At 64.7% G+C, this 20,530-nt stretch carries 19 protein-coding genes and 1 pseudogene; 6 read left to right on the top strand and 14 right to left on the bottom strand.

What is annotated here, in order from left to right:
* Window positions 1-4: 4 nt before the first annotated feature.
* From AB7G19_RS08580 to AB7G19_RS08565, 4 genes are read right to left on the bottom strand one after another with little or no spacing between them, the layout of a single operon-like run.
* A complete protein-coding gene (locus AB7G19_RS08580) occupies window positions 5-1,171 on the bottom strand; it encodes an acyl-CoA dehydrogenase family protein (protein ID WP_071910096.1) in 1,167 nt (388 codons plus the stop codon).
* A 29-nt stretch (window positions 1,172-1,200) separates the two neighbouring features.
* Window positions 1,201-2,490, bottom strand: coding sequence for a TRAP transporter large permease (locus AB7G19_RS08575; protein ID WP_071910094.1), 1,290 nt, complete (start codon window positions 2,488-2,490; stop codon window positions 1,201-1,203).
* 14 nt (window positions 2,491-2,504) lie between these two features.
* Window positions 2,505-3,059: a TRAP transporter small permease gene (locus AB7G19_RS08570; RefSeq protein ID WP_028147088.1), complete on the bottom strand. Its 555-nt coding sequence runs from the start codon at window positions 3,057-3,059 to the stop codon at window positions 2,505-2,507.
* Window positions 3,060-3,099: 40 nt separating this feature from the next.
* The gene (locus AB7G19_RS08565) at window positions 3,100-4,128 is read right to left on the bottom strand and encodes a TRAP transporter substrate-binding protein (RefSeq protein WP_085405250.1); all 1,029 of its coding nucleotides are present in this window, start codon (window positions 4,126-4,128) and stop codon (window positions 3,100-3,102) included.
* A gap of 225 nt (window positions 4,129-4,353) precedes the next feature.
* On the opposite strand from AB7G19_RS08565, the gene AB7G19_RS08560 reads away from it, so the two are divergent.
* From AB7G19_RS08560 to AB7G19_RS08545, 4 genes and pseudogenes are all read left to right on the top strand, one after another.
* A complete protein-coding gene (locus AB7G19_RS08560; protein ID WP_085405251.1) occupies window positions 4,354-5,556 on the top strand; it encodes a CaiB/BaiF CoA transferase family protein in 1,203 nt (400 codons plus the stop codon).
* 30 nt (window positions 5,557-5,586) lie between these two features.
* A pseudogene (locus AB7G19_RS08555) lies at window positions 5,587-6,054 on the top strand (MaoC family dehydratase); the annotation flags it as partial.
* Window positions 6,054-6,905 carry an HpcH/HpaI aldolase/citrate lyase family protein gene (locus tag AB7G19_RS08550; protein WP_085405322.1) on the top strand — a complete coding sequence of 284 codons (852 nt, stop codon included), beginning with the start codon at window positions 6,054-6,056 and terminating at the stop codon, window positions 6,903-6,905. The pseudogene AB7G19_RS08555 and the gene AB7G19_RS08550, both read left to right, overlap by 1 nt.
* A gap of 17 nt (window positions 6,906-6,922) precedes the next feature.
* Complete coding sequence (locus tag AB7G19_RS08545; RefSeq protein WP_063981375.1) at window positions 6,923-7,666, top strand: IclR family transcriptional regulator; 744 nt, start codon at window positions 6,923-6,925, stop codon at window positions 7,664-7,666.
* A gap of 10 nt (window positions 7,667-7,676) precedes the next feature.
* Here AB7G19_RS08545 and AB7G19_RS08540 read toward each other — a convergent pair whose 3' ends face one another.
* The 10 genes from AB7G19_RS08540 to AB7G19_RS08495 form a co-directional block, all read right to left on the bottom strand.
* Entirely contained in the window at window positions 7,677-8,099 is a 423-nt protein-coding gene (locus AB7G19_RS08540) for a hypothetical protein (protein WP_135214837.1), read from the bottom strand.
* 144 nt (window positions 8,100-8,243) lie between these two features.
* Entirely contained in the window at window positions 8,244-9,035 is a 792-nt protein-coding gene (locus AB7G19_RS08535) for a transporter substrate-binding domain-containing protein (RefSeq protein WP_085405253.1), read from the bottom strand.
* Between the two features lie 83 nt (window positions 9,036-9,118).
* Complete coding sequence (locus AB7G19_RS08530; protein WP_085405254.1) at window positions 9,119-9,910, bottom strand: fumarylacetoacetate hydrolase family protein; 792 nt, start codon at window positions 9,908-9,910, stop codon at window positions 9,119-9,121.
* 88 nt (window positions 9,911-9,998) lie between these two features.
* Window positions 9,999-10,817 (bottom strand): alpha/beta fold hydrolase, encoded by an 819-nt coding sequence (locus tag AB7G19_RS08525; protein WP_085405255.1) that lies wholly within the window; start codon window positions 10,815-10,817, stop codon window positions 9,999-10,001.
* Window positions 10,817-11,605: an SDR family NAD(P)-dependent oxidoreductase gene (locus AB7G19_RS08520; protein ID WP_085405256.1), complete on the bottom strand. Its 789-nt coding sequence runs from the start codon at window positions 11,603-11,605 to the stop codon at window positions 10,817-10,819. Before AB7G19_RS08520 ends, AB7G19_RS08525 begins: the two co-directional genes overlap by 1 nt.
* Window positions 11,606-11,614: 9 nt before the next feature.
* Window positions 11,615-12,586 (bottom strand): Bug family tripartite tricarboxylate transporter substrate binding protein, encoded by a 972-nt coding sequence (locus tag AB7G19_RS08515; RefSeq protein WP_441267752.1) that lies wholly within the window; start codon window positions 12,584-12,586, stop codon window positions 11,615-11,617.
* A 40-nt stretch (window positions 12,587-12,626) separates the two neighbouring features.
* Window positions 12,627-14,063 carry an MmgE/PrpD family protein gene (locus AB7G19_RS08510; RefSeq protein WP_441267751.1) on the bottom strand — a complete coding sequence of 479 codons (1,437 nt, stop codon included), beginning with the start codon at window positions 14,061-14,063 and terminating at the stop codon, window positions 12,627-12,629.
* A gap of 17 nt (window positions 14,064-14,080) precedes the next feature.
* Window positions 14,081-15,535, bottom strand: coding sequence for an MmgE/PrpD family protein (locus tag AB7G19_RS08505; protein ID WP_063981368.1), 1,455 nt, complete (start codon window positions 15,533-15,535; stop codon window positions 14,081-14,083).
* Window positions 15,525-16,559, bottom strand: a complete 1,035-nt coding sequence (locus AB7G19_RS08500) for a PdxA family dehydrogenase (protein ID WP_441267750.1) — start codon at window positions 16,557-16,559, stop codon at window positions 15,525-15,527. Before AB7G19_RS08500 ends, AB7G19_RS08505 begins: the two co-directional genes overlap by 11 nt.
* Window positions 16,560-16,577: 18 nt before the next feature.
* Window positions 16,578-17,855 carry a cation:dicarboxylate symporter family transporter gene (locus AB7G19_RS08495; RefSeq protein WP_245344272.1) on the bottom strand — a complete coding sequence of 426 codons (1,278 nt, stop codon included), beginning with the start codon at window positions 17,853-17,855 and terminating at the stop codon, window positions 16,578-16,580.
* A 167-nt stretch (window positions 17,856-18,022) separates the two neighbouring features.
* Here AB7G19_RS08495 and AB7G19_RS08490 point away from each other — a divergent pair, with 167 nt between their 5' ends.
* Entirely contained in the window at window positions 18,023-18,991 is a 969-nt protein-coding gene (locus AB7G19_RS08490; protein ID WP_085405262.1) for a LysR family transcriptional regulator, read from the top strand.
* Entirely contained in the window at window positions 18,988-20,526 is a 1,539-nt protein-coding gene (locus AB7G19_RS08485; RefSeq protein ID WP_085405263.1) for a hypothetical protein, read from the top strand. Before AB7G19_RS08490 ends, AB7G19_RS08485 begins: the two co-directional genes overlap by 4 nt.
* The last annotated feature ends 4 nt before the right edge of the window (window positions 20,527-20,530 follow it).

Below are 20,530 nucleotides of genomic sequence, written 5' to 3'. Positions count from 1 at the left end.
AAGACTAGTAAGACTTCGCCAGCCCGAGCACCTTTTCCGCGATGAAGCTGAGCGCGAGCTGCGGGCTGACCGGCGCGATGCGCGGGATCAGGACCTCGCGCAGATAACGCTCGACGTGGAATTCCTTGGCATAGCCGAAGCCGCCATGGGTCATCACTGCCTGCTCGCAGGCATGGTAGCCGGCTTCGCCTGCGAAATATTTCGCGGCGTTCGCGCCAGCGCCGCAAGGCAAGCCCTTGTCGTATTGCCAGGCTGCCTGCATCACCATCAGCCAGGCCGCCTCGAGCTCGACCCAGTTCACCGCGAGCGGATGCTGGATGCCCTGGTTCTTGCCGATCGGACGGTTGAACACCACGCGCGTCTTGGCGTATTCGGTCGCGCGCGACAGCGCGAGCTTGCCGAGGCCGACCGCTTCCGCCGCGATCAGGATACGCTCGGGGTTCATGCCTTCGAGGATGTACTGAAAACCCTTGCCCTCTTCGCCGATGCGGTCCTCCATCGGGATCTCGAAATCCTCGAAGAACAGCTCGTTGGAATCGACGATCTTGCGGCCCATCTTCTCGATCTCGTGGACCTTGATCTTCTTGCGGTCGAAATCCGTGTAGAAGAGGCTGAGGCCATGGGTCGGCGACCGCACGTCCTCCAGCGGCGTGGTGCGCGCCAGCAGCAGGATCTTGTGCGCGACCTGCGCGGTGGAGATCCACACCTTCTGGCCGTTGACGATGTAGCGGTCGTTCTTGGCGACGGCACGGGTCTTGAGTTGCGTGGTGTTGAGGCCGGTGTTGGGCTCGGTGACGGCGAAGCACGCCTTCTCGCGGCCCTCGACCATCGGCGGCAGCATGCGCTTGCGCTGCTCCTCGGTGCCGAACACCACGACGGGGTTGAGCCCGAAGACGTTGATGTGCACCGCGGAGGCGCCGGACATGCCGGCGCCGGATTCCGCGATGGCGCGCATCATGATCGCGGCCTCGGTGATGCCGAGCCCGGAGCCGCCATATTCCTCCGGCACGCAGATGCCGAGCCAGCCGGCATCGGCCATCGCCTTGTGGAAGTCGTGCGGGAAGCCGCCGTCGTGGTCCTTCTTCAGCCAATAGGCGTCGGGAAAGTCCTCGCAAACTTTTGCGACGGCGGCACGAATGGCTTCCTGCTGATCGGTGAGCGCGAAATCCATGATGGTCTCCTTATGGAGGCTCGTTGGGCCTAGCGCCCCATCTGCGAGGGCAGCCAGAGAATGATCGAGGGAAACGCCACCAGGATCGCGATTGCGATCAGGTGCGCGATGAAGTGCGGGAAGGTGCCGTGGAACACTTCCGCCACCGGCCGCTTGGCATAGCGAGCAACGATGAAGCAGTTGAGCCCGACCGGCGGCGTGATCATGCCGACTTCTGCGGTGACGATTTTGATGACGCCGAACCAGATCGGATCAAAGCCCAGCGTCTTGATCAGCGGCAGCACGATCGGCACGGTCAGCACCAGGATCGCGATCTGGTCCATGAACGAGCCGAGCACGATGTAGCCGCACAGGATCAATGTAATGATCACCCAGCGCGAGGCCGGAAGGCTGCCGATCCAGGCGACGAGGTCCTGCGTGACATGGGTCAGCGTGAAGAAATAGCCGAAGATCGAGGCACCGACCAGGATCATGATGATCATGCAGGTGCCGTGGCAGGCGCGCAGCAGCGTCGCATAGAGCGAGGACGGCGTGATCTTGCCCTTGACGATGGCGAGCAGGAAGGCGCCGAACGCGCCGAAGGCGGAGGCTTCCGTCGGCGTTGCGACGCCGAGATAGATCGTGCCTGTCACGATCGAGAACAGCACCACCATCGGCGAGACCTGCCACAGCAGCGCAAACTTCTCGCGCCACGGTACAGACTTCGCGGCCGGTGCGCGCGAAGGATCCTGCCAGACCAGGAAGTAGATCGTGGCCATGATGGTGAACGTGACCAGGATCGCCGGGATGATGCCGCTGATCAGCAGCTTGCCGATGTTTACCTCCGCCAGCAGGCCGAAGATGACGAGCGCAACGCTGGTCGGCAGCAGCATCGACAACGTGCCCGAGATCGCAACGACGCCGGCCGCCATCTTCGGCTCGTAGCCCTGGCGGATCATCGCCGGCAGGCTGGTCGAGGACAGCGTCGCGGCGGAAGCGGTCGAGGTGCCGCAGATCGCGCCAAAACCGGCGCCGGCGAGCGCGGTTGCCATGCCGAGGCCGCCGGGAATGCGGCCGACCCAGGCCGAAGCGGTCTTGAACAGATCGTCCGCGACACCCGACAGCAGCACGAGGTCTGCCATCAAGAGAAACATCGGAATGGTGATCAGCTCGTAGGCCGAGACGGTCGAGAGCGGCGCTGTCTGCAGGATGCCGAACAGCGTGGGCCATCCGCCAACCATGACGAGGCCGACCGAGCCGGAGAAAGCCATGGCAAAGCCGACGGGCGTGCCGAGGGCAAGCAGGCCGAACAGCAGGGCGAGAACGATGAAAGGTGTCATGGGGATATCGCCCGTTACTCGAAGCCGCGTGCTTCGCCGACGCCGGTCACCGGCGGCAGCGGATAGAGGTCGCGGCCGCTGACGAGACTCAGCACATTGCCGACGAGCTGCAGCGCCAGCCGCAGCACCAGCACGCCGCAGCCGAACGGCACCAGCGCCGCCGAAATCCAGGTCGGCCAGGGGATCGCGCCGGAGAGCACGTCGTGCTGCTCGTAATTCTCCAGCGCGCGCTCGAACCCGACCTTGCAGATCAGGATGAATACGAACAGGCCGGCGAGCGCCGTGACGATCTCGGACAACCGTCGCCCCGTCAGCGAGAAGCGCGACAAGAGGATGTCCACGCCGACATGGACATGCTCACGCAGCGCGTCCGACAGCGTGAAGAAGAACACGCCAGCGAGGAGATAGAGCCCGATCAGATCATAGGTGAAGGAGAAAGGGCTGTTCAGCGCGTAACGCATGAACACGTCGGTCACCACCAGCAGCATGATCACGAACATGAACACCACCGCGATCACCGTCAGCGCGCGCTCCAGCGCGCCGAGCACATCTCCTGCCCGTTTGATCACCTCTAGCGCCTCCCTGTTGGATGTCGGACTACCTGGCGCTCTACTTGGCGCCGCCCGCGGCGAGCAGATCGTCGAACTCCTTCAGCGCGGCAGACGCCTGCTTGCCGCGGCTGTCGAGCCCGCTCGCCCACTCCTTGCCGACGCCCTTGAGCTTGTCCTTGATCTCGGTGCGCGTCGCCTCCGGCAGCGGATCGAAGCTGATGCCTTCGTCCTGCATTTGCTTCCTGGTGACTTCGCCTTCCTTTTCGACGCCGGCGCAGGCTTGCGGCGTAATCGCCTCCGAAGCCTCGTTCATCGCCTTCTTCACGTCGTCGGGTAGCTTGTCCCAGACCGACTGGTTGATGGAGTAGGCAACGATGAAGCTGCCGAAGCTGACGCCTTCGGTGGCGTGCTTGACCAGCTTGTCGAGGCCGTATGAGACGACGCTGTCGAGCGGGAACAGCAGGCCGTCCATGGTGCCGCGCGACAGCGACTCATAGGCATCGGGCGCAGCCATGCGCACCGGCACGGCGTTGAGCGCACGCAGCGTCAGGTCCTGCGCGCCGCCGGTGGTGCGCAGCTTCAGGCCCTGCATGTCCTTGGTGGTTTCCACCTTCGACTTGACGGTCCACACCTGGTAGGGCGGCAGCACTACGGCGAGCAGCAGCTTGATCTTGTTCGGCGCGTATTCCTGCTTGGCCAGAATGCCTTCGCGCGCAGCCTTCCAATAAGCCATCGTGCCCTGGCACGCAGTCTCGAACGCACCCGGCAATTGCGCGACCTCCGACAGCGGCATCTTGTCGGAGACGTAGGACGGTCCGATGTAGCCGATATCGACCACGCCGGACTGGGTGAGCCGCAGCATGTCCGCCGCCTTGCCGATCTGCTGGTTCGGATAATAGGTGAAGGTCACCGCACCGTTGGTGCGCCTTGTGACGTCGTCCATCCAGGGCTTCAGCATCAGGCGGACGAGATAGTGACCGGCGGGGAAGCTATCGGCGACCTTCAGCTCCAGGGCCTGCGCCTGCAGCGTCGAGACCGGCAGCGAGAGAGCGAGCACTGCTGCAGCCCGGACCAGATTCTTCTTCATGTCGTTCTCCTTGACGCGTCCCCACGCCGAACGCGGCAGCGAATTGCTGCGGCGCCGTCCGGCCCTCGCTCTATTTCTTGCTTGAAAATGTACATATAGGTGAATTTATCTGTCAAGTATATGAATTATTCATGGAGCCATGCGCCGTAAACTGGAGTCGCCGAATTGACACCGCTATTTTATGAACTCTAACTTCACGTATATGAATTTATCCAACGAGGCCTCATGGGACCGCTCGCCGGCTTCACCATTCTCGACCTGACCTCGGTGCTGATGGGCCCCTACGGCACCCAGGTGCTGGCGGACATGGGCGCCGACGTGATCAAGGTCGAAAGCCCTGAGGGCGACATCGTTCGCCAGATCGGTCCCGGCCGCACGCCCGGCATGGGCGGGATGTTCCTCAATGCCAATCGCGGCAAGCGCAGCATCGTGCTCGACCTGAAGAAGACGGAAGGCCGCGACACCTTGCTGCGGCTGGCGAAGCACGCCAACGCGCTCGTCTACAACGTGCGCCCACAGGCAATGGCGCGGCTCGGCCTCGACTACGAGACACTTCGCGAGATCAACCCCGCGCTCATCTATGTCGGCGCGTTCGGCTACGGCCAGTCCGGGCCCTATGCCGCAAAGCCCGCCTATGACGATCTCATCCAGGGCGCCGCCACGATTCCGACGCTGCTTGCGGCGGCCGGCGACGGCACGCCGCGCTACGTCCCCGTCACCATCGCCGACCGCATCGTCGGCCTGATGTTGGTCAATGCGATCATGGGCGGGCTGATGCATCAGAGCCGCACCGGCGTTGGCCAACGCATCGACGTGCCGATGTTCGAATCGATGACGGAGTTCGTGCTGGTCGATCATCTGGGCGGCCTCACCTACGATCCGCCGCTCGACCATGGCGGCTATGCCCGCCTGCTGTCGCGCTATCGCCGCCCCTACAAGACCAGTGACGGCTATCTCTGCGTCCTCATCTACAACGACAAGCACTGGCGCAGCTTCTTCGAGGCGATCGGACAGCCGCATTTCCTCGATCAGCCGCGCTTCGCCAACCACGCCGCGCGGACGAAGCACATCGACGAGATCTACGAGGAGATCGGCCACATCTTCCTCACACGCACCACCGCAGAATGGCGCGATCTGCTCGAGCGCGCCGACATTCCGGTGATGCCGATGCACACGCTGGAGACGATCCTCGACGATCCGCATCTCAATGCGATCGACTTCTTCAGGACGGTGGATCATCCCGTGGAAGGCCGGATCCGCCAGATGCGCGTGCCCTCCACCTGGAGCGTAACCCAGCCGGAAGCCGCCGGCCCCGCACCGACGCTCGGCCAGCATGGCCGCGACATTTTGCGCGAGGCCGGCTTCTCGACCGACGAGATCGAGCAGCTCGCAGAGCAAAAAGCAGTTCACCTGGCCGCGCCGCCCTAACGGCAGCGCTGGCCAGAATCGCAGCTATACAGGGAGGAAACCGCGATGGCCGGGCTTTATTTCGAGGACTTTTCTGTGGGCCAGGAGTTCAGGCATCCGCTGACCCGGACCGTCACGGAGATGGACAACACCATGTTCAGCCTGCTGACGCTCAACCCGCAGCCGCTGCATATCGACGCGCATTTCGCTGAAAAGACCGAGTTCGGCCAGCGCATTTTCAACAGCCTTTACACCCTCGGCATCATGATCGGCATGACGGTCTATGATACGACCATGGGGACCACTGTTGCCAATCTCGGCATGACCGACGTCACGTTTCCAAAACCGGTCTTCCATGGCGACACCTTGCGGGCGACGACGAAGGTGCTTTCGTTGAGGGAATCCAAATCGCGCCCGAGAGCGGGTATCGTCGAGTTCGAGCACCACGCCTTGAACCAGAACGACGAGATCGTCGGCAAATGCCGCCGCATGGCGATGATGCACAAGAGGCCGGTCTGATGCGTTCGATGCTGTTCGTGCCGGGGGATTCCCCGCGCAAATTCGAGAAGGCGAGCGAAGGCAAGGCCGACGCGCTGATCATCGATCTCGAGGATTCCGTCGTCACCGACAAGAAGCCGGAGGCGCGCACCCTGACGCTTGCGATGCTGAAGGGCCGCCCCGGCCCGCATCAGCTCTATGTCCGCGTCAACGCGCTCGACACCGGCCTGACGCTCACCGATCTCGCCGCGGTGATGCCCGGCAAGCCCGACGGCATCGTTCTGCCGAAATCGCAAGGCGGCGATGACGTGCGCCAGGTTGCAACCTGGCTCGAAGCCTTGGAAGCCGCGGCCGGCATCACCGTCGGCGCGACGCGCATCGTCTGCGTCGCGACGGAGACAGCCAGCTCGATCTTCGGCCTCGGCAGCTACAAGGGCTGCTCCCCCCGCCTCGCCGGATTGATGTGGGGTGCGGAGGATCTCTCGGCTTCGCTCGGCGCCACGGAAAAGGCCGCAGGCGGCGTGTTCCACAGCCCCTACCGCCTCGCGCGCGATCTTTGCCTGATGGCCGCGGCCGCGGCCGAGGTCGCGCCGATCGACACCGTCTATACTGACATCGACAATCTCGCCGGCCTCGAGCAGGAAACGCGCGCCGCGCGGCGCGACGGGTTTTCGGCGAAGGCGCTGATCCACCCGAAACATGTCGACGTCGTCAACGCGGCGTTCGAGCCGACCGAGGCTGAGCGCACCTGGGCGGAAAAAGTGATCGCCGCATTCGCGAGCAATCCGAACTCCGGCACGCTGCGGCTCGACGGCCAGATGATCGACAAGCCGCATCTTCGCGCCGCGAAGAAGATCCTCGGCCAGACCTAGATCGGAACGCCGCCACCATGATCGTTCGCCAAGCCGCAAACGTCCTGGAGATCATGGAATTCTTCGCGCAAACGAGGAAGCCGGCGACGCTTGCTGAGATCGCCGATCATTTCGGCTGGCCGCGCTCGTCGACCTTCAACCTGCTCGCGACGCTGTCGGAGAAGGGGTACCTCTATGAGCCGCGGCCGCGCGCCGGTTTCTATCCGACGCCGCGCTGGCTGGCGATGGCGCGGATGATCTCCGAGGTCGAGCCGCTGCCGCCGTGGACGCATCAGCTGATCGCAGATCTCTCGGCGGAGACCGGCGAGACCGCATCGATTGTGGCGCCGGCGGGCGTCATGGCGGTGTTCATCGACGTCGTCGAATCCCAGGCCGCGATCCGCTATTTCGCGACCATCGGGCACCGCGTTCCGATCCACGCCACCGCCAGCGGCCGCGCGCTGCTGCTGCAATATTCACAGGAAGAGCGCGACTCCGTCTATCGTAAGATCGAGTTCAAGCAATACGGCCCGTCGACGCCGATCAGCATCGAGGCCGTCGAGATCGAGCTGCGCAATTCGATCGCGCGCGGCTATTGCCAGAGCTTTGCCGATTACAGCCGCGATCTCGCCGGCGCGGCGATCCCGCTGCCGATCGGTGATCGCCGGCTCTCGGTCGTCGTCGCAGGGCCGGAATTTCGCATTGGTCCAAAAGTGCCGGAGGTGGCCGCGCTGATCGCACGGACCGTCGACCGGCTGCGGCCGAAGACGACCGCGGCCTAAAGCCGGAGCCTCATTCGAGTCCCTGAACGGGCGGGGTCGAAGTCTCCGCCGGCGGAGCCGGGGCAGCTTGAACTGGCTGCACCGGAGGCGCGGCTTGAGCCGGCGGATTCGGATTGCTGGCGGCTCTGATCTGGCCGTTGGCATTCATCGCCTCACGTGCGCTCGGCGGAGCGCCGGTTGCGGCTGCGCGGTACGCCTCGCGGCGTGGCGGCTGCTGGTGTCTTGCCGACCGCGAACCTCTCACGCCCCATGACCTCGCGATTGAAGGACCGGCGGTATAGCCAATCACTGCACCCGCGACCGCACCGACCGGACCGAGCACGACGGCCCCGGACACGGCGCCTATCGCCGCAGCACCAGCGCGCTCCTGCGCAACGGCGCTCGCAGGCACGCCAGCCAGCAGCACGACCGCAGTGATCAGAACTTTCTTCATCGCAAGCGCCTCCCTCTCGGGAGATCACTCTTACTCAAATATGGCCGCACGAGGTTTGTTCGTTGCCCAACACGGGGCAATGGCCGATGGAACTCCGGCAATTCAAAGACCTCCGCCGCCACTCGCGGTTCCAGCGGGGCCAGATCACGGCGCGATCTTGTCGCTGGTAAATCCATTACCATCGAGCGCACGACGCACGGTGCCGTCTATCTTGGCTTCATCCAGGAAGCGCGCCGCCCAGGTCTTCGCCACGGCCTTGCCCTTGGGAACGACCACGACCACGCCGGTCGACTGGATCACCTCATCCAGCACCTTGGTTCCGGGCAGCTTTCGCGAAAGGTCTTCCAAGGCTCCCATTCCCATGGCGAGAGCATCGAGCTGCCCCTTGCCGATCAATTCGGCCGCCTCTTCCGGCTTCACGAACTTTGTCAGCTTCGCCTGCTTCAAGGATTTTTCGACCGTGCGTGACGTCGATGTCCCTTCGATACAGCCGACCCGCATGCCGGCGCGATCGACATCCGCAACGATCCGGATGTCCGATCCGGCGCGGGTGAGATAGCCGCTCATATAGGCGACGTAAGCGGGCCCTTGGTCCACGAACTGCTCGCGCTTGACGTCCGCCGGCATGAAAGAGAGATCCCAGACGTCCTTGCTGCCGGCGGCGGCGATCTCGTCGGAGCTCGGGTATTCGACGAGCTGAAGCGGAACGTGCAGCTTGTCAGCGGCAGCCTTGGCGAGTTCGACCGTAACGCCGCGCGGTTTTCCGGTCGATGGATCGCGCGTCGTCCAGAACGCCGACGCGGCCGGGCCGACGGCCACCGCCACGCGGAGCGCTCCCGTCGGCGCGATGTCGACGGGGCCTTCGGCTTTCGAGCTGGGAATGGAGGTCATGATGAAGACCAAGCCCAACGCAGCAATCAGACCACGCCGCAACATTTAGCGCCTCCAAGATTGGACAATCCGTCGACAAGCTGACGGCGCGCTCCCTCGCCCCCGTTCTTACGGGGAGAGGTAAAGAACTACACGATCTTGATCGACATATCCGGCAGGCCCTCGAGCTTGCACAGCAGAACGTCGCCCTTCACCACCGGGCCGACATTCTCCGGCGTGCCGGAATAGATGACGTCGCCGGCCTTCAGCTCGAACGCTTCGGAGAGCTTTGCGATCTGCTCGGCAACGCTCCAGATCATCTTGCTGAGATCCGAGTTCTGTTTCACCGTGCCGTTGATCGCGAGCGAAATGGCGCCCTTCTCGAAGTGGCCGGTTTTGCTCACGGGGTGGATAGGGCCGATCACCGCGGCGTGGTCAAAGCTCTTGCCGATCTCCCAGGGCTTCTTCTCCGCGGCCATGCCGTTCTGGAGATCGCGCCGGGTCATGTCGAGGCCGAGCGCGTAGCCATAGACGTGATCGAGCGCCTTGTCGGCCGGGATGCTGATGCCTCCCGATTTCAGCGCGGCGACCAGCTCGACCTCGTGATGATAGTTCTTGGTCAGCGACGGATAGGGGTGGTCGGCAACCTCGCCGATCGCGACGTTCTGGATCGCGTCCGTCGGCTTCTGGAAGAAGAAGGGTGGCTCGCGGTTCGGATCCGACCCGCGCTCGATCGCGTGCGCGGCATAGTTGCGGCCGATGCAGTAGATGCGGCGGACCTGGAACACCTGGGTCTCGCCGACGATCGGAATCGTGACCATCGGCACCGGGAAGATCGGCTTCGGTCCGGCCTGCGCGGCGGCCGGCGCCGCCTCAGTAAGGCCTGCCGCTGTCATCGCGGCTGCGGCCGTGAGCACGCTGCGTCGCGTGGTTTTTGTCATGGCTTCACTCCCTGATATTTGCCGTTTCTTGTCGAACGGTAGTCTTAGAGCCAAATGCGGGGCGGGCCAATGGCCCGCCCTGTACGTCTTAAGTCGCGACGCGATCGAAGAACGCGCGAACTTTTTGCGCGCACGCGTCCGGGTCAGTCGCGGCGACGTGATAGGAATCGCCCGGTAGCACTTCCAGCTTCGAGCCTGGAATCGTTTCCTGCCATGCCTTCACGGAGGCGACGTCGCCGAGACCGGAGCCGGTCGTGGTGATCACCAGCGCCGGGCGCTTGATGGACGGAAGCTCGCCGGTGACATCGACCGTCGGCACCATCTGCAAAAACGCCTCCAGCGTCGAAGCCTTGGTCTTCGACATCAGCTTGATCCACCAGTCCAGCGCCGCCGGCGGCAGCGACGAGCCGAGCCGGCCGGCCGTGGTCTCGCGCACCCAGGGCTCGACGCCCTGCTCGCGGATCTGCTTGCGCCAGGTCGGCGCCCGCTCGTTGAACGAGGTGAGCGAGGCCGGCGCACCGACCGCGGCGACTGCGATCACGCGATCCGGGTGTTTTGCGGTCAGGTGCATCGCCAGGGTGCCGCCGATCTTGCCGCCAACCAGGAAAACGCGATCGAGCTTCAGCACGTCCAGCATCCGGATGATGTCGTCGCCAAGGCCTGCGAAGCGATAGACATAATCGCCCTGCATCGGCGTCGAATCGCCGTAGCCGCGCAGATCCGGGCGCACCACGAGGTGATGCGTGGCGAAATAGGGCACCCAGCGCCGGAACGCCTCGCCGCTCTCGGCGAGCCCGTGCAGCATCACGACCGGCGGTTTGACGTCCCATGGCAGCAGATAATCATCGATGCGAACCGCAAGCTCGCAATCCTCGCTGACACCGATCTTCCGCAGTTCGCTACCCATCAGATACACCTCGTTCCGCCGCCATCGACATTGATGCAGGTACCAGTAATGAAGGACGCGCGGTCTGAACAGAGGAACGCGACGATGCCGGACACCTCGTGCGGCTGCCCGACGCGGCCGAGCGGAACCGAGGCGATCGCCGCAGCATTGGTCGCGCCCTGATCTTGCCCGGCGATCGCCGCACCTTGAGAGATGAGGCTGTCCCAGCGGTCGGTCTGCACCGGTCCGGGATTGACGCCGGTGACCAGCACATTGTCGGGCGCGCATTCCTCGGCGAGCGCCAGCGTGAAGTTCAGCAGCGCCGCGTTGACCGCGCCGCCCGCCATATAGGCCGCGCGCGGCTGGTGGCCGCTGCGGCCGATGATGTTGATGACGCGGCCCCAGCGGCGGTCGCGCATTTCCGGCAGGACATTGCGCGCACAGCGCATGTAGCCGAGCAGCTTCAGCTCGATCGATTTGGCCCAGGTCGCATCCGGCGTCTCCGCGATCCGGCCCATCGGAGAGGCGCCGGCGTTGTTGACGAGGATATCGATGCGGCCGAAGGCCTCGCGCGCGGTGGTCATCGCTCGCGCGATGTCGTCGGGCTTGGTCATGTCGCCGGCACAGGCGATCACACGCCGGCCGGTGTCCCGCGACATTTCCTGTGCTGACGCCGAAAGCCGCTCGGCATCGCGGGCGACGATGACGACATGCGCCTGCTCGCGCGCGAGTTCGGCGGCGATCGCGCGGCCGATACCGATGCTGCCGCCGGTAACGACGGCAACCTTGCCGCCCAGATTGAGATCCATGACGCTACCCTAATCCACTGTGGCGCCGGACGCCTTGACGAGCTTGCCCCACTTCGTGGTTTCGTCCGCCATGAACTGCCCGAACGCCGGCCCAAACACCGTGCCGGGCTCGGCGCCAAGCTCGGCAAGCCGCTTCTTGACGTCGGGCATCTTCAGAATGGTCTCGAGCTCGCCGCTCAGCTTGGCGAGCGCGGGTGCTGGCGTCTTGGCCGGCGCCACCAGCCCAAACCAGGACGAAGCCTCGAAGCCGGGAATGGTGTCGGCCACGGTCGGCACGTCGGGCAGTGCTTCCGCACGCTTGGTACCGGCAACCGCGATCGCATTGATGGCCTTGCCCTGCACCTGCGGCAGCACCGCGGGCATGTTGTCGAACATGAAGGGGATCTGGCCCGCGAGCAGGTCGTTCATCGCCGGCGCCGCGCCACGATAGGGCACGTGGACGATGTCGACGCCGGCCATGCTCTTGAGCAATTCGCCCGCCAAATGATTCGTCGAGCCGATGCCGGACGAGCCGAAATTCAGCGAGCCCGGCTTGGCCTTGGCCAGCGCGATCAGTTCGCCGACGTTCTTCGCCTGCACCGACGGATTGACAACCAGCACGATCGGCACCGAGGCGATCAGCGCCACCGGCGCAAAGGCTTTTGCAGGATCGAACGGCAGCTTCTTGTAGAGCGAGCCGTTGATCGTCAGCGGAGGCGGCGCGGTCAGCAGCAAGGTGTAGCCGTCGGGCTCTGCGCTCGCGACCGTCTCGGCACCGATATTGCCACCGGCGCCGCCGCGGTTCTCAACGAGGAAGGTCTGGCCGTTCCGCTCAGTCAGCTTCTGCGCGACGATGCGGGCGATGATGTCGTTGGACCCGCCGGCCGGGAACGGCACGATGATCTTGACGGGTCGGGAGGGATAATCCTGCGCTACCGCGAAGCCGGAGAACAGAACGGCCGCACAGGCGGCCACAAAGGTGCGTCGCATAACCCCGCGCATGGGCACTTCCTTGATGTTTGTCTTGTTGTTGATTGATTCATCACGCCGTCAGCAATGGCCTCAACTTGCCGACGTCGTCAAGCCGTTCGAGATGACCAATCTGGTCGATCAGCTTCTCGGCCCTGTCACTGCCCAATACCGGTGCAATCAGATCCCGCGTCTTGGCCGCCACGGCTTCCGTACTCAGCGGATTCTCCTTGGTGCCCGGCGGATATTTCGTGAAGTGCTCGACCTTCTTGCCATCGGTCAATGTCACTTCGACGACAGCGCCGCGCGGCGCTACCGGGTCCATCAGTGCCTTGTCGTCGGCCAGCGTCACCTTGGCGCGCTGTTCGAGGATCTTGGGGTCGTGCATCAGCGCGACGTCGTGACTGTCGTTGAACGACACGGCGCCCTTGACCAGCGCGACAGCCACGAGATGCTGGCAGTTGACGTCTGGCATCGCGCTCTCGCCCACAATTCCCATCGCATCGGTCGGCAGCTTGACCAGGATGCTACGCACGTTGTCTGGCGCGAGGCTGTGCTGCTTGCGCAGCGTCAACATCGCATCCAGCGGCGACTGGATGGGATAGCCGACCGAAAATGTCTTGATTGCGGTCTCCGTGACGTAGAAGCGACTGCCAAGCTCTTTCACCATCTCTTCCGGCTTCGGATCGCTCGACAGTGCAATGAAGAGATTATGCGTGCCGTCGAGCACGTCGTCGACGCCTGTTAAGCCATTCTTCACCATGTCGACGGCCATCACGCCGTTGCGTGCGCCCATGCCGGCGAAGTCGAAGGCCTTCTCGATATGGTCCTTGTCCTTGACCCAGCTCCAGAGGCCGGACACCTGCTGCGACGAATAGGAGATCGCGTAGCGCGTCCCCTTCTCGTCGAGCTGAGCCAGCGATGCGGCGGCGCCGAGCGCGCCAAATGTCGACGACGTTCCCTCCGCGCTCCGATGCGAGCCGCGCACGAGATCCGGGCCCAGCGCCATCAGCAGCCGGCAGGTCAGGTCGTAGCCGAGCGTAACGGCGCGAATGAAATCCTGTCCGCTGCGATGCTCGCGCTCGCCAATCGCGAGTGCAGCCGGCACGACCGAACACCCAGGATGCGCCTTGGTGACGGGCTCGAAATCGTCGGTCTCGTCGGCATGCGCACACATCGCGTTGGCCAATGCCGCGTTGACCGCCGTGGTGCGGAAATCGGAACCGATCACGGATGCCTGCTCATCACCGCCGAGCGTGCGAATATATTTCAATGCCATCTCGCCCGGCCGCATGCGTGAGCCCGACACCATCGCACCGAGCGTATCGAGAATGCGATGCTTGCATTCACGCAGCACCTGCTCCGGCAGCTCCTGGTCGCGCGCGACGACCATGTAGCGGGCGAGACGCTCGGTGACACCTGGGCTCGCCGCGAGAGCCGCACGGCCGCCGGTGGCGACCAAGGCGGCAACCGAACCGGCGGACTGCAGGAAACGGCGGCGTGACGGCATGCTGTTCTCCTCCGCGGTCAGGTTGCGACCGACATCCTTGCGATCTCCGCCGCGTTCGGCAAGTTCTCGACATTCCAGCAGGCGTCCATCACGCGCCGGATCGTCGCACCAGGGATGATACCCTCGGCAAGGTCCGAGAACTTGGTTTCGAGCTGCTTGTCGGTCATCGGCACCTCGACGCTGCCGATCGCATGCTCGATGTAGCGGTTGAGCTTGCGGCCGTCCTTCAGCATGATGGTGAGATCGACCTGCTCCGGCTTGATGCCTGATGTTATGACCGGGTTCACCTTGCCGCGCAGCGCGACGACGGTCGGATCGGTCACGGCCCGGTCGCTGAACTGCTTCTCGCCGCCGGCGCCCTCGACGATGGCGACCGCGACCGCGTGATAGATGCTGAACTTGCCTTCGAGGCCCGCCTTCGGCGTCTTCTTGCCGGTGAGTTCCAGCACCAGGGGATGGACCTTGAGGTCGACGCGCTCGATCTGGTCCGCAGTCACCTTGCTCTCGTTGCGGAGCTGGATCGCGGCGTCGATCGCCGGGTGCATGACGATGCCGCAGGCGAATGGCTTGTAGGTATTGAGCGCGGCCTCATAGCGTTTGCCGAGGTCGCCGAGGATCTCGTTGTAGTCCTGCTTGGTGCTGATCGTGTTGGCCCAGCCGCGCTTGGCCTCGATCATGGCGTCGGACGAGGTGAAATTCTTCGAGGCCAGGATCGCCGCAAAAATGCCGCTTGATGCGGCACGGCCTGGATTGAAGCTCTTGTTCATCGAGCCGAAGGACTCGCGCAGGCCCACCGGCTGCGAGGCGGCAAGGCCGAGCGCCCATGTCATCTGCTGCTCGTTCAGCTTCAACAGCTTGCCGACGGCCGCGGCCGAGCCGAACACACCGGCGGTGCCGGTGATGTGCCAGCCGACATCGTAGTGGTTCGGATAGACCGAGTTGCCGATCCGGCACTCGGTCTCGACGCCGAGCACCAGCGCGTTCAGGAATTCCTTGCCCGATACCGGCTGCATTTCCGACAGCGCGAGAATGGCCGAGGCCACGGGACCGGCAGGATGGATGATCGTCTTCAGGTGGGTGTCGTCATAGTCGAAGATATGGCTCGACACACCGTTGATGAAGGCCGCGTTCATGATGTCGAACCGCTCGCGCCGCCCGAACAGCGAGGCCTGCTGCGGCCCGGAGAACGGACCGAGCGCGGAGACCGCGATATCGACCGTCTCGTGATGCGATCCGCCAATGGCGACGCCGACCCAGTTCAGCAGCGTGCGCACGCCTTCCTTGCGTACATTGGCCGGCAGGTCGTCATAACTCGCGGTCACGAGATAATGCGCCAGCGCACGCGTCACCTCCTTGGGTGGCGCTGCTGCGGGAGCTGCGGTGGGTGCCTGCGCGAATGCCGCGTTGGCGCCGACGGTTGCAAGCGGCAGCGCGGCCGCCGCCTGGAGCAGGGTCCTGCGATCAGTTTGCATGGGCAGCCTCCTTGACCTTGATCGATACCAGTTGCGCTGCAAGGCGGACCGCGCTTTCGAGCGCGCCGGTCTTGGCGACGCCCGTGCCGACGATGTCGAACGCGGTGCCATGCGATGGCGTGGTGAAGACGGTCTCGAGACCCGCGGTGACGGTGACGCCGCGGTTGAAGCCGCGCAGCTTGGTCGCGATCTGGCCCTGGTCGTGATACATCGCGACTACGCTGTCGAATTCGCCGGCGAAGGCGCGGATATAGACGGTGTCGGCGGGATAAGGCCCGGTGCAGGCGATGCCGGTCTTCGCGGCGGCCTCGACCGTCGGGCGGATCATCTCGATCTCGTCGCGGCCGAACAGGCCATTCTCGCCGGCATGCGGATTGAGGGCGGCGACCGCGATGCGCGGCTTGGCGACGCCGGCCTTGCGCATCATGCGGTCGACCAGTTCGATCGAGTCGGTGATGCTCGCCGGATTGATGCCGTCGAGCGCCTCGCGCAGCGACTGATGCCCGGTCACGCGCGACATCCATTGCCCGTCGAGCACGTTCATCTCGGAGAAATAGGTCTTATGCCCGAGCAGGCTTGCGAACATCTTGTGCTCGTCGGGGAACTTCCATCCGCCGTCGAACATCGCGCGCTTGTTGAGCGGCGCAAACGTGATCGCGTCGACCTCGCCCGCCTTGGCGAAATCGATCGCACGCGACAGCGTCTCGCCGGTCAGCCGGCCCGATTCCGCGCTGGCCTTGCCGATCGGGAATTTGGCGGGATCGGTGTTGCCGAGGTCGACGAGCTGCACCGTGCCGCGGCCCCAATTGGCCGCCTTGGGCGAGGCAATCCGCTCGACCTTCAGGTTCACGCCGGCATGCGCCATGCCCATCTCGAGCACGCGGGCATCGCCGACAACGACGAGGCGGGCTGCGTCAGCAAGCCGGTCGTCGGAGAGGATGCGCGCGATCTGTTCGGGGCCAATGCCGGTACAGTCGCCAGGGGTCAGCGCAATGACGGGCAGTTCGTTGGTGTTGGTAGCCATATTGAAAGCCTTGGATCCTTACTTCACTGCTTGGATTTGAGCGGCGGACTGGGCCCAGTCCTCGCGGTTGAATTCTCCATCCCACTTCGCGACCACGATGGCGGCGACCGCGTTGCCGATGGTGTTGGTGATGGCGCGCGCCAGCGACATGAAGCGGTCGATGCCGAGCAGCAGCGCCAGTCCCTCCGCCGGCAACCCCGCGGCGATCACCGTCGCGGCGAGCGCGGCGAAAGCGCCGCCGGTGACGCCCGCGGCGCCTTTGCTGGTGAACAGCATCACCACGAACAGGCTCAATTGCTGGCCGGCCGACAATTCGATGCCGTAGACCTGGGCGACGAACATCGTGGAGAGCGGCAGCGTCAGCGCGACACCATCGAGATTGAAGGAATAGCCGGAGGGAATGACGAGGCCAGCGACTGCCCGCCCCACACCCGCCTTCGGCAGCTTCTCCATCATGCCGGGGATGGCAGTCTCCGACGAGGAGGTGCCGAGCACGACGAGCAGCTCGTTGCGCAAGAGGCGCAACAGGTCCATCAGGCGGATGCCGGCGAGACGGCAGATCACGTTGAGAATGACGAAGATGAAGAACGCCATCATCGCCCAGGCGGTGCCGACCAATAGCGCCAGCGCATAGAGCGTGGCGGCGCCGAACTTCGCCACGGTGAAAGCCATGGCACCAAAGGCGCCGATCGGCGCCAAGGCCACCACGACATGCACGACGCTGAAGACGAGTTCGGTGATCCGCTCAAGGCCCGTCCGCAGCGGAGCAGCCTTTTCGCCGAGCAGCAGCAAGCCGATGCCGCACAGAAGCGCGAGCACGAGAACCTGGAGCACGTCGCCGGCCGCGAACGCGCCGACAAAACTCTCCGGGATCATGTGCTGGATGTAGGCTGACAGCGACCCGACATGAGCCTGCGAATAGCGCGCGACGGTCTCGGCCTGCTGCGCGGTGGCATGCGCCACGCCGGCGCCGGGCTGCACCCAGCGCACCACCACGAAGCTGATCAACAGGCAGATCGTCGTCACGGCCTCGAAATAGGCAAAGGCCTTGAGGCCGATTCGGCCAACCGCCTTCATGTCACCGACCTGCGCGATGCCGGTGACCACCACCAGGAAAATCAGCGGCGCGATCGTCATCTTGATCAGCGAGATGAAGGCATCGCCGAGCGGCTTGAGTTCGACCGCGAAGGCCGGAAACAGAGCGCCGAGCAGCGCACACAGCGCGGCGCCGGCGACCACCAGAACATACTGCTCGCGCCAGAGCGGCTTGCGGCGCCGTTCGGAAACCGGGCTCAATATAGGCTCCGACAGCGGAGTTGCGGCGATCTGCAATTGATTTCCTCCAACGCATCGTCGCGCCATGCGTAGTGGCGCCTTGTTCTGGTTTTGCGCTGTTTACATTGGACCAGCAGCGCCCGAGGCGCTAATGCCGTATCGGTATGATTTGAGGACAAAACCGCATCATGGACCTGGTCTGGCTGGAGGATTTCCTTGCCATCGCCGAGGAAGGCGGGTTCTCGCGCGCGGCCCAGCGACGGCATGTGACCCAGCCGGCGCTGAGCCGCCGCATCAGGTCGCTCGAGGAGTGGCTGGGAACACCGCTGTTCGAACGTTCGACCCACACGATCACGCTGACGCCGGCCGGCGAGAGTTTTCGCCCCGTCGCGGAGGACGTGCTGCGCCGGGTCCTGGTCGGACGCGAGGAAGCGCTCGAAGTGGCGCGGCTGAAGGCCGAGACCATCACCTTTGCCGCCACGCATTCACTGTCGCAGACCTTCTTTCCGGAATGGATTCGCAACTCCGACAGCGCGCGGGCCGACTCGGCCGTTCAGCTCGTCGCTTCGAATTTCGCCGGCTGCGAGAAGCTACTTCTGGATGCGCAGGCCCATTTCATGCTGGCGCACTACCATCCGACGCTGGTGAGCCGGCTCGACATGGACCGCTTCCAGCGCGTCGATCTCGCGACCGACGTGCTGATCCCGATCAGCGCGCCGGCCGCAAAACCGGGCCGCGGTGGACGCAGCAGCAAAAAGGCACAGCCTCGTTATGCCCTGCCCGGCGCATCGGGCGCGCCGCTGCCCTATCTCGCCTATCACCCCGGCTCGGGCGTGGGGCGGCTCGTCACCTCGTTCCTGGCCGCGAAGGATTCGACGGCGTGGCTGGCGCCCGGCTTCGCCGCGCCGGTCATGCTGCTGGTCGACATGGCGCGCGAAGGGCGCGGCGTGACGTGGGCTCCGATGAGCCTCGTCCGCGCCGATCTCGACAGCGGCCGCCTGTTGCGCGCCGGCGGCGCGGATTGGGACATTCCGATCAGCGTCTCGCTGTTCCGCACGCGGGCCCGCATGACCCGGGCGGCCGAGAATTTCTGGAATTCGGTGCGCAAGGGCCGGCCGGGAGGGAAATCCATCGCCCCCGCGCCGCGGACCAGATGACCGTGTCGCGGATCAAGTCGGCCTTCGGACTGCTTCGGCCGCAGATGCTGCTGATGAGCCTGCTCGCTGCCACAACGTTAGACGCGGCGCACGCCGGCGGCGCCTCCATCGCACCCGCCGAGCTGAAGGCGATCGGGACGATCGATGCGCGCTTTCAATCCTACAATATCGAGATGGTGGAGGTAACCGGCGGCTGGTTCTGGAAGCCTTATCCGCGAACAATGCGCGCGCTCGATGAGCGGGATCGTTACGGCGAGAGGCCGCCGATCGATCTTGCCAATGCGCGGCTGCGCAAGCTCGCCGCCGCTTTGGCGCCGGCCTATCTGCGCGTGAGCGGCACCTGGGCCAATGCGACGTTCTTTGCCGACACGGACCATGCGCCAGCCAAGCCCCCGCCGGGATTCAATGACGTGCTCAGCCGCAACCGATGGCGCGACGTCATCGACTTCGCGCGCGCAGTCGACGCGGAGATCGTCACCTCCTTCGCGATCAGTCCGGGCAGCCGCGATGCGGATGGCGTGTGGAAGACCGATCAGGCGCAGCGCCTGATCGACGCGACGCGTTCGCTGGGTGGCCACATCGCGGCGGTGGAATTCATGAACGAGCCGACGCTTGCGGCGACGAACGGCGCACCGCCGGGATATGATGCGGCCGCTTATGGCCGGGACTTCAGGATCTTTCGCGAATGGATGCAACGCGCGGCGCCCGAGACGTTGATCGTCGGTCCGGGTTCAACCGGCGACGCGCCGTTGCCATCCGGGTCGGGCATCACCACGCGCGATCTGCTGGCCGCATCCGCCCCCGGCATCGATCGCTTCTCCTATCATCACTACAACACGCTCTCGCCGCGCTGCGGCGGCCGCGACGATCCGGCGCAGGCGCTCTCCGCGGACTGGCTGGCACGCACCGACGCGACGTTCGCGACCTATCGGGCCCTGCGCGACGCATTCGAGCCGGGCAAGCCGATCTGGCTGACGGAGACGGCAAACGCCGCCTGCGGCGGCAATCCATCGGACAAGACCTTTCTCGACACATTCCGCTATCTCGACCAGCACGGACGCCTGGCGAGGGCCGGCGTCCAGGTGGTGATGCACAACACGCTGGCCGCCAGCGACTACGGCCTGCTCGACGAGGGAACGTTCCGTCCGCGGCCGAGCTACTGGGCTGCGCTGCTCTGGCATCGGCTGATGGGAACGATCGTGCTCGACGCGAACCCGGTCGCCGCGCCAGATCTCCATCTCTACGCGCATTGCCATCCGGGCATGCGGGGCGCCGTGTCCATGCTCGCAATCAACGCGTCGCGGCACGCATCATTGACCCTGACGCTGTCACACCCCGCCGAGCGTTACACGATACATGCGAGGCGGCTGCAAGACGCGACAGTTCAGCTGAACGGCAAGACGCTCGCGCTGAGTGCCGACGACGAACTGCCCCGACTTGAGCCGCGCGCAACACCTGCGGGGGCGATCCGGCTAGTGCCGGCGACCGTCACCTTCCTGGCGTTTCCGGACGCAGCAAACCCCGCCTGCCGGTGACGGC

The sequence above is a fragment of the Bradyrhizobium sp. 215_C5_N1_1 genome (assembly GCF_052075935.1).
GTDB lineage: Bacteria > Pseudomonadota > Alphaproteobacteria > Rhizobiales > Xanthobacteraceae > Bradyrhizobium > Bradyrhizobium barranii.
The sequence above is the reverse complement of the archived record's forward strand: the minus strand, read 5'-3'. Positions and strand labels throughout refer to the sequence as shown.

Bases quoted from the DNA above. Each gene is read 5' to 3' on its own strand.
- AB7G19_RS08545 (WP_063981375.1), top strand. From the start codon at position 6,923: ATGATCGTTCGCCAAGCCGCAAACGTCCTGGAGATCATGGAATTCTTC.
- AB7G19_RS08520 (WP_085405256.1), bottom strand. From the start codon at position 11,605: ATGGATCTCAATCTGGGCGGCAAGGTTGCCGTCGTTACCGGCGGCAGC.
- AB7G19_RS08560 (WP_085405251.1), top strand. From the start codon at position 4,354: ATGGGACCGCTCGCCGGCTTCACCATTCTCGACCTGACCTCGGTGCTG.
- AB7G19_RS08575 (WP_071910094.1), bottom strand. From the start codon at position 2,490: ATGACACCTTTCATCGTTCTCGCCCTGCTGTTCGGCCTGCTTGCCCTC.
- AB7G19_RS08510 (WP_441267751.1), bottom strand. From the start codon at position 14,063: ATGCCGTCACGCCGCCGTTTCCTGCAGTCCGCCGGTTCGGTTGCCGCC.
- AB7G19_RS08485 (WP_085405263.1), top strand. From the start codon at position 18,988: ATGACCGTGTCGCGGATCAAGTCGGCCTTCGGACTGCTTCGGCCGCAG.
- AB7G19_RS08565 (WP_085405250.1), bottom strand. From the start codon at position 4,128: ATGAAGAAGAATCTGGTCCGGGCTGCAGCAGTGCTCGCTCTCTCGCTG.
- AB7G19_RS08515 (WP_441267752.1), bottom strand. From the start codon at position 12,586: ATGCGCGGGGTTATGCGACGCACCTTTGTGGCCGCCTGTGCGGCCGTT.
- AB7G19_RS08525 (WP_085405255.1), bottom strand. From the start codon at position 10,817: ATGGGTAGCGAACTGCGGAAGATCGGTGTCAGCGAGGATTGCGAGCTT.
- AB7G19_RS08535 (WP_085405253.1), bottom strand. From the start codon at position 9,035: ATGTTGCGGCGTGGTCTGATTGCTGCGTTGGGCTTGGTCTTCATCATG.
- AB7G19_RS08580 (WP_071910096.1), bottom strand. From the start codon at position 1,171: ATGGATTTCGCGCTCACCGATCAGCAGGAAGCCATTCGTGCCGCCGTC.
- AB7G19_RS08540 (WP_135214837.1), bottom strand. From the start codon at position 8,099: ATGAAGAAAGTTCTGATCACTGCGGTCGTGCTGCTGGCTGGCGTGCCT.
- AB7G19_RS08550 (WP_085405322.1), top strand. From the start codon at position 6,054: ATGCGTTCGATGCTGTTCGTGCCGGGGGATTCCCCGCGCAAATTCGAG.
- AB7G19_RS08500 (WP_441267750.1), bottom strand. From the start codon at position 16,559: ATGGCTACCAACACCAACGAACTGCCCGTCATTGCGCTGACCCCTGGC.
- AB7G19_RS08530 (WP_085405254.1), bottom strand. From the start codon at position 9,910: ATGACAAAAACCACGCGACGCAGCGTGCTCACGGCCGCAGCCGCGATG.
- AB7G19_RS08505 (WP_063981368.1), bottom strand. From the start codon at position 15,535: ATGCAAACTGATCGCAGGACCCTGCTCCAGGCGGCGGCCGCGCTGCCG.
- AB7G19_RS08490 (WP_085405262.1), top strand. From the start codon at position 18,023: ATGGACCTGGTCTGGCTGGAGGATTTCCTTGCCATCGCCGAGGAAGGC.